Source organism: Janthinobacterium sp. P210005 (genome assembly GCF_036231865.1).
In the GTDB taxonomy this organism is placed as follows: domain Bacteria; phylum Pseudomonadota; class Gammaproteobacteria; order Burkholderiales; family Burkholderiaceae_D; genus Janthinobacterium; species Janthinobacterium kumbetense.
The window spans coordinates 1-16,738 of the sequence record NZ_JAZARC010000009.1 but is presented as its reverse complement, the minus strand read 5'-3'; the positions used below and the strand labels follow the sequence as shown (position 1 = coordinate 16,738).

Below are 16,738 nucleotides of genomic sequence, written 5' to 3'. Positions count from 1 at the left end.
GGCGATCGACTGGGTGAAGAGCTATTTATGCGAGCACAGCTATGACGCACATTGCCTTCCCCAAATTGCTCTCTTCCCAGATTGCATTCGATATCGCGCGCACCATCCGCGACGGCTTCGACAAGCATTACCGCCTGTTCCGCGAAACCAGCCAGCAAGCCAAGCAGTATTTCGAGCAAGGCGCCTGGGCCGCGGCACAGACGGCGGCCCGCGAACGCATCGACTTTTATGACAAGCGCGTGCAGGAATGCGTGCAGATGCTCGAAGATGAGTACGAAGAGTCGGAGTTGAGCGATGAAGTGTGGCGCGAACTCAAGCTGCACTACATCGGCATGCTGACGGAACACAAGCAGCCGGAACTGGCGGAAACCTTCTTCAATTCCGTCTGCTGCAACATCCTGCACCGCACGTATTTCAATAACGACTATATTTTCGTGCGTCCCGTCGTGTCCACGGAATACATCGACACGCAAGACCCGGTCCCCACCTACCGCGTGTATTACCCGGGCAAGGACGGCTTGCGCCACACCCTGACGCGCATGCTGACGCACTTCCAGCTGGATTGCGCATTTGCCAACCTCGAGCGTGACGTGGCCCAGGTGGAAGCGCGGCTGCAGCAGCTGTTCGGCGGCGACAGGATCGAACCGAACCACCAGATCCAGGTCTTGACCAGTTTGTTCTACCGCAACAAGGGCGCCTATCTGGTCGGCAAGGGCATCAACGGCAACCGCGAATACCCGTTTGTCGTGCCCATCCTGCACAACCGTCACGGCAAGCTGGTGCTCGACACCGTGCTGTTCGAGCAACAACAGATCGCCGTGCTGTTTTCGTTTACGCGCGCGTATTTCCTGGTCGATATGGAAGTGCCGTCGGCCTACGTGCAATTTCTCCGAAGTTTGCTCCCGCGCAAGCCGCGCAGTGAGATTTATACGATACTGGGCTTGCAAAAACAGGGCAAGACGCTGTTTTACCGCGACTACCTGCAGCATTTGAAACACTCGTCGGACCACTTCGAAAGCGCACCCGGCATCCGCGGCCTGGTGATGCTCGTGTTTGCCCTGCCGTCGTTTCCGTATGTCTTCAAGGTGATCAAGGATTTTTTCCCGCCGCCCAAGGAAACCACGCGCGCGCAAGTCCAGCAAAAATATTTGCTGGTGAAACACCACGACCGGGTGGGCCGCATGGCCGACACGCTCGAGTATTCCAACGTGGCCTTTCCCCGCGCCCGTTTTGCCGAGGAATTGCTGGCCGAGCTGAAACAGTTCGCCCCCTCGCTGATCGAAGAAGACCGCGAACAGATCATCATCCGCCACCTGTACATCGAGCGGCGCATGGTGCCGCTGAACATGTGGCTGAGCAATGCCGAGAAGGAAGGCCGCGACGACCTGGTCGAACACGCCATCGTCGAGTACGGCAATGCCATCAAGGAATTGGTGGCGGCGAATATCTTTCCGGGCGACATGCTGTATAAAAATTTTGGCGTCACGCGTCATCAACGTGTCGTTTTTTACGATTACGATGAAATCGAGTACATCACCGATTGCCAGTTCCGCGTCATTCCCCAGGCGCGCACGGAGGAAGAAGAAATGTCGGCCGAACCTTGGTATCCCATCGGCAAGCACGATGTGTTTCCCGAACAATTCGGCACCTTCCTGCTGGGCAATCCCCGTATCCGCACCTATTTCATGCAGCACCATGCCGACCTGCTGACGGCGCAATATTGGCAGGCGCGCAAACAGCGCATCGAAGACGGCCATATCGAGGACGTCTTCCCTTATCCGCAGCACCTGCGTTTTTGTATGCAGTCATCATCCCCACCCCTAACCGGAGATCCAACATGAATGATCCAGTCGTAATCGTCGGTGCCGCGCGCACCCCCATGGGCGCCTTCCAGGGCGACTTTGCCAACGTCACCGCCAGCGACCTGGGCGCCGTGGCCATCCGCGCCGCCGTGGAACGGGCCGGCGTGGCGCCGGATGCCGTGGAACACGTGTTTTTCGGCAATTGCCTGATGGCGGGCCAGGGCCAGGCGCCCGCGCGCCAAGCCTTGCGCAAGGCTGGCTTACCCGATTCCACGGGCGCCGTGACCCTGTCGAAAATGTGCGGCTCGGCCATGCAGACGACCATGTTCGCGCATGACACCTTGCTCGCCGGCAGCGCCGACGTGGTGGTGGCGGGCGGCATGGAATCGATGACCAACGCCCCTTACCTGGTGCCGAAGGCGCGCGGCGGCTACCGCATCGGCCACGGCATGATCTATGACCACATGATGATGGATGGCCTGGAAGACGCCTACAGCCGCGATGAAAAGGGCAACGCCCGCTCGATGGGCACGTTTGCCGAAGAGTGCGCCAGCCAATACCACTTCACGCGCGAAGCGCAGGATGCCTTCGCCATCGAATCCGTGAAACGCGCGCAAGCGGCCACCAAGGATGGCAGTTTCGAATGGGAAATCGTGCCCGTGACCGTCTCCGGCCGCGGCGGCGACACCATCGTCAGCATCGATGAAGGCCCGCAAAAAGCCCGCCTGGAAAAAATCCCCACCTTGAAGGCAGCGTTCAAGAAGGATGGCACCATCACGGCCGCCTCGTCTTCGTCGATCAACGATGGCGCGGCAGCCCTCGTGCTGATGCGCGAATCGACGGCGAAAAAGCTCGGTTGCACCGTCATCGCGAAAATCCACGGCCACGCCACGCATGCGCAAGCGCCGAACGAATTCACCACGGCCCCCATCGGCGCAGTGAAAAAACTGTACGCGAAAACGGGCTGGAGCAGCAGCAATGTGGACTTGTTCGAGATCAATGAAGCGTTCGCGGCCGTGCCCATGGCCGCCATGCACGACCTCGACATTCCACACAGCAAGATCAACATCCACGGCGGCGCGTGCGCGCTGGGCCATCCGATCGGCGCCTCGGGCGCGCGCATCATCGTCACCCTGCTGGGCGCCCTGAAAAAAACCGGCGGCAAGCGCGGCGTGGCAGCCCTGTGCATCGGCGGCGGCGAAGCGACGGCGATGGCGATCGAACTGGTATAAGCTCTTCCTGAGCCCGGGCGCGCACCGCAGTTCACGGTGCGCGCCCTTTCATTTTATTTTCAGGGAGAAAACATATGCCTACCGCATTGATCATCGGCGCCTCGCGCGGCATCGGCCACGAAATCGTCCGTCAATACCGTCACGATGGCTGGCGTGTCATCGCCACGGCCCGCACACCGGACGCTTGCGACGCCCTCGCGCAACTGGGCGCGGAAGCGCACCAGCTGGACGTGACGGACGTGGAAGGCTGTGCCGGCCTGGGCTGGAAACTCGACGATGAAAAGCTCGACGTGGCCATCCTCAACGCGGGCGTGTACGGCCCCCGCCACGACGGTTTCCCCGCGCAAGCCGATTTCGACCTCGTCATGCACACGAACGTGCTGGCGGCCATGCGGCTGCTGCCGATCCTGGCGCCGCTGGTGGCCAACGCGAAAGGCAAGCTGGCCGTGCTGTCCTCGCACATGGGTTCCCTGAGCGAACGTGGCAACGCCACCGGTTCGCTGTACCGCGCCAGCAAGGCGGCCCTGAATTCCGTGCTGATCGATACGGCCCTCGTGCATGGCCCGCAAGGCGTCAGCTGCGTGGCGTTTCACCCGGGCTGGGTGCGCACGGACATGGGCGGCGCCGGCGCCGATATTTCCCCCGAGGAAAGCGCTGCCGGCATCCGCGCCACCCTGGCCAGCCTGCCGGCCACGGACAAGGCCGTGTTCCGCAACTACGATGGCAAGCCCATAGCCTGGTAATTCCACCACACCATATAAAAACAAACGAGACGACGTCCCATGATACTCAATGAAGAACAGACCATGATCCAGGAAGCGCTGCGCAGTTTTTCGCGCGAGCGCCTGGCGCCCAACGCGGCCCGCTGGGACAAGGAACATCATTTCCCGAAAGAAGAATTGCAGGAACTGGCCGCGCTGGGCGCCTTTGGCGTGGCCGTGCCGGAAGCGCTCGGTGGCGCCGGCCTCGACTACGTGTCCTTGGCCCTGGTGCTGGAAGAAATCGCCGCCGGCGATGGCGGCACCTCGACCATCATTTCCGTCAACAATTGCCCCGTGTGCAGCATCGCCATGATGTACGCCAACGATGCGCAAAAGGAACAATGGCTGCGCCCACTGGCGCAAGGCACCATGCTGGGTGCGTTTTGCCTGACGGAACCACACACGGGCAGCGACGCGTCGGCCCTGCGCACGACGGCCACGCGCGACGGCAATGACTACGTGATCAACGGCACCAAGCAGTTCATTACCAGCGGCAAGTATGCGGACGTGGCCATCGTCATGGCCGTGACCGACAAGGCGGCGGGCAAGCGCGGCATCAGCGCCTTCTGGGTACCGACGAACACGCCCGGCTACATCGTGGCGGGACTGGAACAAAAGATGGGCCAGCATTCGTCGGACACGGCGCAAATCCTGTTCGAGAATTGCCGCATCCCGGCGGAAAATATGATCGGCGAAGAAGGGCAAGGCTACAAGATCGCCCTGTCCGGCCTGGAAGGCGGACGCATCGGCATCGCCTCGCAAGCCGTGGGCATGGCGCGCGCCGCGTACGAAGCGGCCCTGAGCTATGCGCGCGACCGTGAAAGCTTCGGCAAGCCCATCTATGAACACCAGGCCGTGCAATTCCGCCTGGCCGACATGGCGACGCAAATCGAAGCGGCGCGGCAACTCATACGCCACGCGGCGGCCATGAAGGATGCGGGATTGCCATGCCTGAAAGAAGCGGCCATGGCCAAGCTGTTTGCGTCGGAAATGGCGGAAAAAGTCTGCTCGGACGCCATCCAGGTGCACGGCGGCTACGGTTATGTATCCGACTTCCCCGTCGAGCGCATCTACCGCGACGTGCGCGTGTGCCAGATTTATGAGGGGACCAGCGATATCCAGAAGATTTTGATTGCGCGGGCTTTGTAAACCCCACGGCAAATGCTGGGGTCAGTCACTTCGTGATCGAAATACGCCCCATTGGGGCGTATTTCCCCGCCGGGTCTGACCCCGAGCGACTGCCAACGATGGACGAAAAAAAAGCCTGCACATATGCAGGCTTTGTTCCAATGTATTACCAATGCTTTAATCGTGTCATGGACGCCAGTGCTATCTGCAAAGTGCCTCCTGATTTTCGGACTCCCATGCTATCTGCATGGTGACTCCAAGTGTAAATCGACCAACGTATCCGGAATTACAAAAATCCACTCTTTCGCACTGTCACGCCATCGACATTACACCTGTCGGTCGCCGCGCTGAGCCTGGATAGTGAGACTATTCGCAAGCGAATCTCAATCACTGAACGGAGTATAGCACAGCTTTTTGTGCAGTGCAATAATCTTTTTAAATCAAGTCCTTAGCGCCAGCGGCTTGTCTTCTTCGCCGCCACGGGCCACCCTTTCGTACTCGGAAATCACTTGCGCGCCCAGCAGCAGCAAGGTGGCGCCGATTTCCAGGCTGAACATGACGACGATGGCCGTCGTCATCGAGCCATACACGATATTGACCTGCGACAAGGTGGAAAAATACCAGACCAGCACATGGCGCGCGATTTCCCACAGCAGGGCCGCCGTCACGCCGCCGATCAGCGCATGCGTGATCGACAGCCGTCCGACGGGCATGACCAGGTAGATCGAACTGAGCACGAGGATTTCACCCGCCAGCCCCAGCAAATACAGCAACACGCCGGACACGCCTTCCAGGCCCCAGTCGTGGCGCAAAAAGCGCACGCTTTCCTCGCTCATCACCTGCAAGCTGCCCGCTACCAGGGTGATCAGCAAGATGCCCACGCCCAGGCACAGGATGTAGCAGTACGGCAATACGGCGGAAATGAGGAAATGGCGGCGGCGGATGGCCACGCGGTGAATGAAAATCACGCTCATGGCATTTTCCAGCACGGTAAACGCCAGCGAACTGAAAAACAACATGGTCAGCAGCAAGAGCCAGCCGATCACGCCCCGGTTGTCGAGGAAATGCGCGATCTCGCCCACGATGGCCTTCGATTGCCCGGGCACCAGCCATTCCAGGTAATGGCCGATTGTCTGCAGCAATTCGTCCTGCGCGATCACGTGCGACAGGGCCACCACCACCAGCATCAGCAAAGGCACGATGGACAGCAGCGAGTAATACGCGACGGCGCCCGCCAGCAGCAAGCCCTGGTTGGCGCGAAAGCCCTTCAGCACCTGCAGCACGAAGGCCAGCGGGTGGCTCAAAATGTAGGCGCTGGCGCGGCGGTTGATCATGAGCAAACCGTTCAAGGATGCCGGCATGGCCCGATGCCTTGCCGCACATGCCCCTAGCATACTGGCTATCCCCGTACTGTGCCGTGCGCGAACGAACAGACTAGCTCACGGCGGCTTCCAGCAAGGTCAAGGTTTGCCGATCCGCATCCAGGGTGGCGAGGATGCCCATCGGTATCGTGAACTGGTGGCGGATGTGGCCAAACGAATAGCCGCTGACAGCCGGCACGCGCAAGGGCTGCAAATGCTGGTCCAGGGTGGCATCGAGGGTCAGCGCCGTGTCGCCCTCGGCCGCCTCGCAATGCTCGAAGATGCCCAGCATCAATGCCGCCGCCTTGTTGAAGCCCACGGACAGGTCGAGCTGGCACAGCATGCGGTCGATGCGGTACGGTACTTCATTGATTTCTTCGAGGAAAAGGATGTGCTCGCGGAAATCGGCCGCATACGGCGTGCCGGCCAGCGCGCTGACCATGCACAGGTTGCCGCCCGTCAAGCGTCCCGTCGCCTGGCCGCCGTGCACGGTGCGGATGGCGAAATTCGGCTGCGTCTGCGCGCGGCGGTGGTTGTCGAGCGCCATGGGGATCGTGTAACTGTCTTGCGGCGTCATCAGCACATTGCGCAGCTGCGTCACCGTGTAGTCGGACAACGTCGATGACGCCACGGGGCCGTGGAACGTTACCAGGCCCGTCTGGCGGCCGATGGCCAGGTGCAGGGCCGTGATGTCGGAATAGCCGATCAGCACTTTCGGGTTGCGCTGGATCAAGCCGTAGTCGAGCAGCGCCAGCAGCGAAATGCAGCCGGAGCCGCCGCGGATGGCCCAGATCGCCTTGACGTCCGGGTCGCGGAACGCGGCGTGCAAGTCGTCCAGGCGCTGCTGCACCGTGCCCGCATAGTTGCCGTGCACGGCACGGATATTGGCGCCCAGGCTGGCGCGCAGTCCCAGCGATTCGATATTGCGCTGGGCCTTGGCGATGGACTCCTCATCCGTAAAGCCGCCCGGTGCGATGATGGCGACCAGGTCGCCGTCGCGCAGGCGCGCCGGTTTGATCAATGCGTGTTGCTGTTGCATGCGTTTTCCCTTCCCTTGCGCGGCCGCCGCCCATGCCGGTGTGCCTGCCGCCCCGAGGGTGGCGGCCAGCAAGCCGCCGAAGTGGCGCCGGCTGAGATTGGTCTGACTGGACATGCGGCCCTTTCCTGGAATAAAAAACGGCGACGCCAGGCGCCGCCGCACGAGGTTAGCATGCCGGCGGGATCGCCGCCGGCATGGTTGCCTTACATGAACTTGTACTTCAGCTGGAACGACAGCGAACGGCCGCGCGGGTCGGCCACGCGCGGGTCCCAGCCGGCGCCCACCACGTCATCCACGTTGTGTGCGGTGAATGGCGGATCGCGGTCGAACAAGTTCTGGATACCCACTGTGATGGTGGTATTTTTGAAGCCCGTGTACGTGCCCGACAAGCTGTACGTGGTGTAACTGGACACATCGGATTTGAAGCCCGGTGGCGGCGTACCCTTGCCGCCATTCGGCACCTGGTCCTTGTAGCCGGAAGCAAAACTCTGCACGAGCAAGCCGCTCCAGTCGCCGCGCGATACGCTGAAGCTGGCATTGTGTTTCCAGCGCAAGTACAAATCACGCGTGTAGAAGTTGCCAACCAGCTCCTTGTATTCTTGCCCCTTGTATTCGGCAAACTTGAAGCTGTCCATATACGTGCCGTCCAGGGTTGCGGTCCATTTCACGTCCTGGACCTTGCCTTCGCCGCGCAAGCTCACGTCCAGGCCGCGCACGCGGCTGCCACCTGCATTGAACCAGCCCGCCTGCACGTAATCGATGGTGCCATCGGGTTTGCGGAAGATGTACTGGTTCAGCGCCTGGTAATTGGCCAGCACGACTTGCGGCGTGCGTTTCAGGAGCTGGTCCTGGGTATTGATGGCCCAGTAATCGAACGAGGCGGAGTAACCCTTCACCGGTTCGATGACGATACCGACGCTGCCCTGCTTCGACGTCTCCGGCTTCAGGTTCAGGTTGCCGCCCGTCGTGTAAATGAGGCGGGGAATGGAACAGTATTCGGTCACGCCGGGATGCTTGATACAGCCTTCCGGATCTTTCACACCATTCGGCAATTCCTGCGTCAATACACCTGAATAGAGCTGGTCGAAACTCGGTGCCAGGAATCCCTTGCTGGCCGAGGCGCGGAACAGGACGAAGTCGGCTGGCTGGTAACGCAAGGCAATCTTGGGATTCGTGGTGGCGCCCACCTGGCTGTAATCGTCACGACGCACGGCCAGCTGCATTTCCAGGTCTTTCATGACCGGCACCAGCAACTCGGCATACACGGCCTTGACGTTGCGGCTGACATCCTTCAAGGCGGCATTTCCTGGCGCCAATAGAATCAGGTTGGCATCGACATCCTGTTCAAAACTGTAGCCCTCGCGGCGCAAATCAAAGCCGGCCGCCATTGCCACGGCACCAGCCGGCAGCTGGAACAGCTCGCCGGAAACGGAACCGTCGATCTGCGTCAGGGTCGTCTTGCCATGCTGGAAGGCGCCACGGAACTTGGTCGACTCGATCAATTGCTTGGCCGCTTCCGTCTGGCTTTGGCCCGCGCCCACCCAGGGATTGATGATCCCTGTCCCCAAGGCCGCATATAACTTGCCCGTGTAGGAATAGCCATCCGTCAGCTTGGTCTTGGTGGTGCTCTGTGCGTAGGACACGCCGGTCTTGTAATCCCACTTGCCGAAGTTGCCTTCAAAACCCAGCAGCACGCGCGCATTGTCGGTGGTGTTTTCCTGCGTGCGGTTACCGATCTCATTGGCGCGCCATTTGTAGGCAATCGGCTTGGTATTGTCGAACGTGGGAATATAGGCCGACAAATCCTGGTAATACGCGCCGCCCACCGGATACACGCCCTTGTTGGCGATGCTCGTCTGCACCTGCATCGGCGTCAGGATCGCCGTGGCCTTGGTGCGCGATCCGAGCACTTCGACAAACATGCGGTGGTCGGGCGCCAGCTGGACAGTTCCACGCGACAAGAAATTGACCCGTTCCACAGGGAATTGCAGTACATAGTCGGCGCCGTAGTCATACGCACAGGAATGCGTGGTGCTGAGTGGTGAGGTCACGTCTTTCCACAGTTGCGTCTGGTACTGTGACATGCCGGCGATGCTGTCGCACTTGCCCTGGAAGCTCAGGGGATTGGCTTGCAGATACACCGTCGGGTCGCCAGGCAAGGTGTAACCGCCAATAAACGTCCCTGGTTTTTTCGGATCAGGATTGGGGATTTGCAGTGCCGTGCCCGGCCCCGACATCTGGTTGGCGAATGGCGTGCCCGTGGTATCGGGCGACAGGCCACGGCCCGGCTGGAAGCCGCTGACGAAGGAACGGTCGCTGCCATTCAGGCGCTGCGCCTTGTCGACGGTCAGGCTGGCCATGATGTTGTAGCGGTCCTCTTCCAGCGAGCCCGTGCCGGCCAGCAGCGAAGCGCGGCGCGTGGCGCCGCCGCCTGCCTGCGTATCGTTGGTGGAAACGGACGCTTCCACGCCGCTGTAATTGGTTTTCAGAATGAAATTGATCACGCCGCCGATGGCGTCCGTGCCGTAGATGGCCGAGGCGCCATCCTTGAGGATTTCCACGCGTGAAATCGCCCCCAGTGGAATCGAATTCAAGTCGACGGCACGGCCACTTGCACCATGCGTGGCCACGCGGCGGCCATTCAGCAGTACCAAGGTCGCGCCCGGTCCCAGCCCGCGCAGCGAGGCGAACGAGGCGCCACCGGCAAGACGGTCGGCGTCGGCGCCGAACACGTTATTGCCCGAAGTCATGTTCTCGGCACCCGTGCCATTCGCCGACAGGGTGCGCACCAGTTGCTCGGCCGTCGTGATGCCCTGTTTTTCCATCTGCTCAAAGCTGATGACTTGCACCGGCAGCGCGCCTTCCTTGGCCACCCGCTTGATGCTGCTGCCCGTCACTTCGACCCGTTGCATTGCTGGCGCCGCCGCTTCCTGTGCCATCACTGGCCCCACCACCCCCATCAATGCCACCAATTGCGCTAGCTTCTTCAATCTCACGGGTCTCTCCTTTATTTGGGCAATCGAAACTTGAGTTCTCAAGTCAGGCTGTTTTTTTCACGTCGCAACTGTCTGTCTCGCAGTACATTTTTTTATGACATTTGCGCATGACTTTATTTGTTTTCATTTTCAGAGTAGCGCGATGCATCCGGGCCCAGCCAATGAAAAATGCTTTCCTAACCATAACTTTTTGGAATGAATGCCCTTTTCAGCGACATGGTCACTTGCCTGCGGGGCTGGCCCTGGTTTTATCCACGTCCAGATAGCGCCAGGACGTGAATTCTACGGGGTGGCGCCTGTAGTTTTTTAGCCACGGTTGTTGCAGGTCGGCAGAGATGGGATGCGTCAGCAACACCCACGGCGTATAAGCGTGGATCAGCTGAAACAGGTCGAAGTACAGACTGCGTCGGCGCGGCGTATCGGATAGCAGGCGCGCCTCCTCATAGCGTTTATTGTAATCGGGCAAGTTGAAGCGGGCATAGTTGGCGCGGCCAACGTTGCCACCGTACAACAATTGCATAAAGTTATCGCCATCGGGGAAGTCGGCGATCCAGTTGGTCTCGAACATCTGCACCTTGCCCAGGCGCGAGGCCTTGATGATTTCCGTCTTCTTGTCGCTTTTAAACTCCACGCGCACGCCGATGGCGTTCAGGTTGCGGCGCCACAATTCGTCGCGCAAGCGTCCCACCGTGCTCGGTTCCGTATGCATGGTCAGGATCAGGGGCGTGCCATCCGGCTGCGTGCGGAAACCGTCGGCGCCCGCCTTGTAGCCGAAGCGGTCCAGCAAGGCGCGCGCCAGCGCGGGATCGTAGCCGACGGGGCTGCGGTACTGCTTGTCGTAACCGAGCACATTCGGCGGCAGCGGCGACTGCGCCGGCAAGGCCAGTCCTTTTTTCAGCAGCGCGATGTCTTCGCGGCCGTTGTAGCTGAGGGCGATGGCGCGCCGCAGGGCCAGCTTGCCCTTGCTCATGCCGCCCAGCACGGGGTCGTCCATGTTCATCCACATGTAATACGTTTGCAGCACGGGAAAACGCGTCAGCTGCAAGCCCTTGGCGGCCAATGCCGGTTTCAGCGCGCCGTTTTCCAGCACCATGTCCGTCATCGATTCCGGCACTTGCTCCAGGTAATCGAATTCGCCCTTCAAAAAACCCAGCATGCGCGATTGATATTCCTCAACGATGCGCACCTCGATGCGCTCGACCAGCGGCAAGCGCTGACCTTCCAGCGCGGTGGCGATGGCGCGCGCATCGACCGGCAAGGCGGCCAGCGCCTTGGCCTCCGTATGGAACACGGTGGCACGGAAAGTCGGGTTGGCCTGCAGCACGATCTTGTCGCTGCGCTTCCACTCCTTCACGAGAAACGGCCCCGTGCCCACGGGGTGGTTGCCGATCTGCCCTGCCGCCGGGTACGCTTCGGCCACTTCGCGCGCCACCACGGCTGTCGCCGGCATGGCCAGGTAAAACAGGAAGTTCGGATCGACACTGTTCAGGCGGATGCGCAAGGTGTATTTGTCCATCGCCTGCAAGCCGGCGATCGGCGTGTCGTAGCTGAATTTGGTTTTCAGGGCCGCATCGCCCACCAGCTTGTCTTCCAGCAAGAATAGCCACGGCGACTTCAGGCTGGGGTCATACAGGCGCGTCAGGCTGTAGACATAATCCTGCGCCGTCACTTCGCGCGGCTGGCCCTTGAAAGCGGGATCTTGTGTAAAGAAGATGCCGGGCTGCAAGTGAAAGGTGTACGTGCGCCCGCCATCTTCCACCGTCGGCATGGCGCGCGCCGTATTGCCCTGCAGTTGCACGGGGCGCGCCAGGTAGTCATAGCGCAGCAGCGGATCGAAGATGTTTTCCATCAAATTCAGGCTGGCCAGGTCGGACGCCACGGCCGGGTCCAGGCCCGTCTCGCTGGTGCTCAAAAACAAGTGCAGGGTCTTGTTCGCGCGAGCAGTGCTGGCGGACGCAGCATCGGCGGCGTGGGCCGGTACATTCAACAGCGTCAACAGGGCCAGGCCGGCGGCGCAGGCGGTTTTGCGTAAAAACATCATCAGTGATCCAGTGCAGACAAGGTAACGAACAGCGATTAGCGACAGGCATCCCCCACACTACGCGGGCAAGCTACGGGGCGCCAATGAAAACAGGCTGCCAGCTTATAACTTTTTGGCATGCGATTGCTGCATTCTTTCATCAACTCGTATCGGGCTACCCCTATACTTTGTTTGCAGACATTTTTCACTCCCGACACACAGAACTGATCGCATATGGCACTTAATTACATCTGGTCCGGCTTTTTCCTCGTTGGCTTCCTGGCCGCAGTGCTGCAGTGGCTGTTTCTCGGCGATACCGATATCTTCAAGCGCATCATCGATGGCACCTTCGAGACGGCGCGCATGGGTGTGATGGATATCGCCCTGCCGCTGGCCGGCGTGATGACCTTGTGGCTCGGCATCATGAACATCGGTGAAAAAGCGGGTATCGTCGGCTGGCTGGCGAAAGTGATCGCGCCCTTCTTTTCGCGCATCTTCCCGGAAATTCCGAAAGACCATCCGGCCACGGGCCACATGGTGATGAATTTCTCGGCCAACCTGCTGGGCCTGGACAATGCGGCCACGCCCTTCGGTTTAAAAGCCATGGAAAGCCTGCAAACCTTGAACCCGAACAAGGAAGAGGCGACGAATGCGCAAATCATGTTCCTGGTGCTGCATACCTCGGGGCTGACCCTGATTCCGCTGGCCATCATGGCGCAGCGCTCCATCCTCGGCGCGGCCGACCCGTCCGACATCTTTATCCCCTGCATGATCGCCACCTATGTGGCCACCATGGTCGGCATCATCACCGTGTCCATCAAACAACGCATCAACTTGCTCAACAGGGTCGTGCTGGGCTGGATGGGCGGCATGACGAGCGCCATCGTCGCCATGATCTGGTATTTCACGCAATACCTGACGAAACAGGAAATCGAGCTGGTCTCGAAGGTGGTCAGCAACCTGGTATTGATCAGCGTCATCGCCATCTTCATCATCGGCGCCCTGCGCAAGAAGGTGAATGTGTATGACGCGTTTATCGAAGGGGCGAAAGGCGGCATCCAGACGTCGATCACCGTGATTCCCTACCTGGTCGGCATGCTGGTGGCCATCAGCGTGATCCGCAACGCAGGCGTGTTCAATTTCCTGATGAGCGGCATGAACTGGTTCTTCGCCAACCTGGGCATCAATACGGACTTTGTGCCCGCCTTGCCGACGGCCATGATGAAGCCGCTCAGCGGTTCCGGCTCGAAAGCCATGATGATCGATGCCATGAATACCTATGGCGTCGACTCGTTTGTCGGCCGCCTGGCCTGCGTCTTCCAGGGCTCGGCCGACACCACCTTCTATATCGTGGCCCTGTATTTCGGTTCCGTCGGCATCCGCAAGACGCGATATGCCATCACGGCCGGTCTGATCGCCGATCTGGCTGGCGTGATCACGGCCGTCTTCGTTGCCTACGTCTTTTTCCACTAAGGAGCACCATGTTACGTCCTGTTCTGATGGCTGCGCTGTTGGCGGGTCTGGGCCTGTCGAGCGCCCATGCGCAATTGCCCGAATCCGTCAGCCTGCTGCTGCGCAGCGCGAATATCCCCGAAGACGCCATGGGCGCCATCGTCTTGCGCGGCAACACCACCGTGCTGTCGCATGGGGCCGAACGCAGCATGCAGCCCGCGTCCACCATGAAGCTGGTGACGACGGCCGTGGGCCTGGAGCAGCTCGGTCCCATCTTCCGCGGCCGCACGGAGCTGCGCACCAGTGCCGACGTCATCAATGGCGTACTGAAGGGAGATTTGATCCTGCGCGGCGGCGCCGATACGGATTTCAATGCGGACGTGCTGGCGCACATGCTGCAAACCCTGCGCAACCAGGGCATCATGAAAATCAAGGGCGATCTGATTCTCGACCGCCAGCTGTTCCAGCCGGCCCGGCCCGACATCGGCGCCGCGCCCTTCGACGAGTCGGCCGAGTTCCGCTACAACGTCATCCCCGATGCCTTATTGCTGAACACTAATCTGATCGATATCAACATCAGTGCGACGGAACGGCAATTGAGCTTCCAGATGCAGCCGCCGCTCGAGAATGTCAGCATCACGAGCGACATGAAATTGGTCAAGGGCAGTTGCGCCAAGTGGGAAGATGGCTGGCGCCCGCCCGAATACCGGCGCGATGCGAGCGGCAAGCTGCAGGTGATACTGCATGGCACCTTCCCGCAAAACTGCAACAAGGCCACCAGCATCAATGTGCTCGATCGCAACGATTATGCGGACCGCTTGTTCCGTGCCACCTGGAAACGCCTCGGGGGCACGATCACGGGCACGGTGCGCGAAGCACCGGGCACGGGCTTGCCGCCGACGGCCGAACCGGTTGGCACGCGCATGCTGGCCGACCACGTGGCGCGCGCCTTGCCGGAGGTCTTACGCGATATCAACAAGACCTCCGATAACACCCTCGCCCGTACCCTGTTCCTGAGCCTGGGCAGTTTGCAGAGCGATGGCTGGCTGGGCAGCCGCCCCGTCGCCATGGCGGCGCCGGAAGATACGGCCAGCCGGGCGCGGCAAGTCATCCAGGAATGGTTCCAGCGGCACCATATCGATACCCAGGGCATGCTGGTCGACAACGGTTCCGGCTTGTCGCGCACGGGACGCATTGCGCCTGCGCAAATGGCCGGCGTCTTGCAGGCGATGCAGCAAAGCCCATGGGCGCCCGAGTTCCAGTCCAGCCTGCCCATCGTGGCGCTGGACGGCACCATGCGCAAGCGCCTGTTGAACAGCCCGGCCGCCGCGCGGGCCCGCATCAAGACGGGCACCTTGAAAAATGTCGTGGCCATCGCCGGCTACGTGCCCGACGCCAACAACCAGCAATGCGTGGTGGTCGCCATGATCAATAGCGACCTGGTGGGTAACGGCAATGGCCGCGCGGCCGTCGATGCGCTGATCGAGTGGGTCGCCAGGAGCGGCGCCACGCCGGCAGTCGCCGGACAATAGGGCCGCCAGGTGAACTAGTCCCGCGACGTGCCCGGTGCACTGGCAAAAGCCAGGCGCAGCACGTACGCGGCGACGGCGCCGATCAGCAAGACGGTCACCAGCGAACCTTCCACGCCGAAGGCGCCGCCGGTCAGCACGGTATTGCCAGCCAGTTCGCCGCGCAGCAGACCATCCGTGGCCGCATGGCCCGATACGGTCGAGGAGAATACCTGGCCGACGCAATAATTCCAGCCGATATGCGTGCCGATACACACCCACAGCCGGCGCGTCTTCATATACAGCGCCGCCTGCAGCACGCCATACGCGACAAGCGCGATGATCGCCAGCAGCGAAAAGCCGGCATTGGGCAAATGGGCCAGGGCAAATACCAGGGATGAGATCACGATGGCAGCCTTGTTGCCCAGCGCACGCGCCGTCACGCCGAACAGGATGCCGCGAAACATCATCTCCTCGGCCATGCCGACCAGCACCAGTTCGGCCAGAGGGAGCAGCAACAAGACGCTCAGGGCGTTGACGCCGCTAAACTGATACACGCCCAGCGCAGCCAGCACACCGAAGGTCAGGGCGACCAGCCCGGTGCCGAACAGCAATCCACGTCCCAGTTCCCCCGCCATGCCCGGCATTGCCAGTTCAGCCGGCTGGCGTTTTTCGATGCGCCTCACATAGAAGCGGTAGCCAAACCACACCAGTACCGCCGCCAGCAACTGCGGCCACAGGATGCGGTAAGGCTTTTCTACCAGCTGGGAAGCGAGACCCATCACCAGCGGTACAGCGGCAAAGGTGAGAACCATCCCCAGCACGATCTGCACCAGGGGATAGGCCATCAGGCGCGCCAGGGGGGATTTCTTCGTTGCCATGCTCAGGGTGCTGTCCATCATCGCTTTCCTCGTGGGTTGTCAGGGAGTGGCTGCTGCTTTCTTGTTTCATGTAGCGATAGTAACAGCATTTATATAAGCACTTATATAAATATCGAAGGATGTTGTATTTTATGCACCCGTAGTGAGTGAGCGAAAGCGGGAGGGGGAACAGCAAGGAAGCGCCAGACGAAAAAAAACCCGCTCATTGCTGAGCGGGTTTTTCTCTTACTGCGAATAACAAGCCTGACGATAACCTACTTTCACACTGGTTGCAGCACTATCATCGGCGCAAAGTTGTTTCACGGTCCTGTTCGGGATGGGAAGGGGTGGGACCAACTTGCTATGGTCATCAGGCATAACTTGTACTGGCATTTGTCCTCTGTGGAGCGACAAAGCCTGAATCTGGAAGAAGCAAAGATTGGGTAATGAATAGTTGTATCAACACACACGCAACGTTGTACCGTCTTATCCTCTGTACCTGCTAAGGTTATAGGGACAAGCCGTACGGGCAATTAGTACTGGTTAGCTTAATGCATTACTGCACTTCCACACCCAGCC

11 protein-coding genes and 1 rRNA gene are annotated in these 16,738 nt (G+C 60.4%); 6 read left to right on the top strand and 6 right to left on the bottom strand.

Translation table 11 applies throughout. The annotated features are described in order from the left end of the window. Positions 1 to 41 precede the first annotated feature (41 nt). From aceK to VPH40_RS26820, 4 genes are all read left to right on the top strand, one after another. Positions 42 to 1,841, top strand: a complete 1,800-nt coding sequence (aceK, locus tag VPH40_RS26835) for a bifunctional isocitrate dehydrogenase kinase/phosphatase (protein ID WP_099666059.1) — start codon at positions 42 to 44, stop codon at positions 1,839 to 1,841. Beyond that, positions 1,838 to 3,034 (top strand): acetyl-CoA C-acyltransferase, encoded by a 1,197-nt coding sequence (locus VPH40_RS26830; protein WP_099666058.1) that lies wholly within the window; start codon positions 1,838 to 1,840, stop codon positions 3,032 to 3,034. Before aceK ends, VPH40_RS26830 begins: the two co-directional genes overlap by 4 nt. A 74-nt stretch (positions 3,035 to 3,108) precedes the next feature. Further along, positions 3,109 to 3,777: an SDR family oxidoreductase gene (locus VPH40_RS26825; RefSeq protein WP_251351508.1), complete on the top strand. Its 669-nt coding sequence runs from the start codon at positions 3,109 to 3,111 to the stop codon at positions 3,775 to 3,777. A 39-nt stretch (positions 3,778 to 3,816) separates the two neighbouring features. After that, the gene (locus tag VPH40_RS26820) at positions 3,817 to 4,944 is read left to right on the top strand and encodes an acyl-CoA dehydrogenase family protein (protein WP_305063369.1); all 1,128 of its coding nucleotides are present in this window, start codon (positions 3,817 to 3,819) and stop codon (positions 4,942 to 4,944) included. 419 nt (positions 4,945 to 5,363) lie between these two features. On the opposite strand, the gene VPH40_RS26815 is transcribed toward VPH40_RS26820, so the two are convergent. The 4 genes from VPH40_RS26815 to VPH40_RS26800 all read right to left on the bottom strand — a co-directional run bounded on the left by VPH40_RS26815 (position 5,364) and on the right by VPH40_RS26800 (position 12,357). Beyond that, positions 5,364 to 6,284: a YihY/virulence factor BrkB family protein gene (locus tag VPH40_RS26815; protein WP_328574947.1), complete on the bottom strand. Its 921-nt coding sequence runs from the start codon at positions 6,282 to 6,284 to the stop codon at positions 5,364 to 5,366. Between the two features lie 73 nt (positions 6,285 to 6,357). After that, entirely contained in the window at positions 6,358 to 7,437 is a 1,080-nt protein-coding gene (locus VPH40_RS26810; RefSeq protein ID WP_328574946.1) for a S66 peptidase family protein, read from the bottom strand. A gap of 89 nt (positions 7,438 to 7,526) precedes the next feature. After that, positions 7,527 to 10,319 carry a TonB-dependent receptor gene (locus VPH40_RS26805; protein ID WP_289900570.1) on the bottom strand — a complete coding sequence of 931 codons (2,793 nt, stop codon included), beginning with the start codon at positions 10,317 to 10,319 and terminating at the stop codon, positions 7,527 to 7,529. 220 nt (positions 10,320 to 10,539) lie between these two features. Further along, positions 10,540 to 12,357, bottom strand: a complete 1,818-nt coding sequence (locus VPH40_RS26800) for an ABC transporter substrate-binding protein (RefSeq protein ID WP_328575024.1) — start codon at positions 12,355 to 12,357, stop codon at positions 10,540 to 10,542. A gap of 216 nt (positions 12,358 to 12,573) precedes the next feature. Here VPH40_RS26800 and VPH40_RS26795 point away from each other — a divergent pair, with 216 nt between their 5' ends. Together VPH40_RS26795 and dacB are read left to right on the top strand one after the other, a co-directional pair. Further along, positions 12,574 to 13,812 carry a nucleoside recognition domain-containing protein gene (locus VPH40_RS26795; protein WP_034753725.1) on the top strand — a complete coding sequence of 413 codons (1,239 nt, stop codon included), beginning with the start codon at positions 12,574 to 12,576 and terminating at the stop codon, positions 13,810 to 13,812. Positions 13,813 to 13,820: 8 nt separating this feature from the next. Then, positions 13,821 to 15,323 carry a D-alanyl-D-alanine carboxypeptidase/D-alanyl-D-alanine endopeptidase gene (gene dacB / locus VPH40_RS26790; RefSeq protein WP_328574945.1) on the top strand — a complete coding sequence of 501 codons (1,503 nt, stop codon included), beginning with the start codon at positions 13,821 to 13,823 and terminating at the stop codon, positions 15,321 to 15,323. Between the two features lie 14 nt (positions 15,324 to 15,337). Here the strand turns inward: dacB and VPH40_RS26785 are convergent, their stop codons facing one another. Continuing rightward, positions 15,338 to 16,201, bottom strand: a complete 864-nt coding sequence (locus tag VPH40_RS26785; protein ID WP_328574944.1) for a CPBP family intramembrane glutamic endopeptidase — start codon at positions 16,199 to 16,201, stop codon at positions 15,338 to 15,340. Positions 16,202 to 16,421: 220 nt separating this feature from the next. Beyond that, positions 16,422 to 16,534 (bottom strand): 5S ribosomal RNA (gene rrf / locus VPH40_RS26780). Positions 16,535 to 16,738 lie beyond the last annotated feature (204 nt).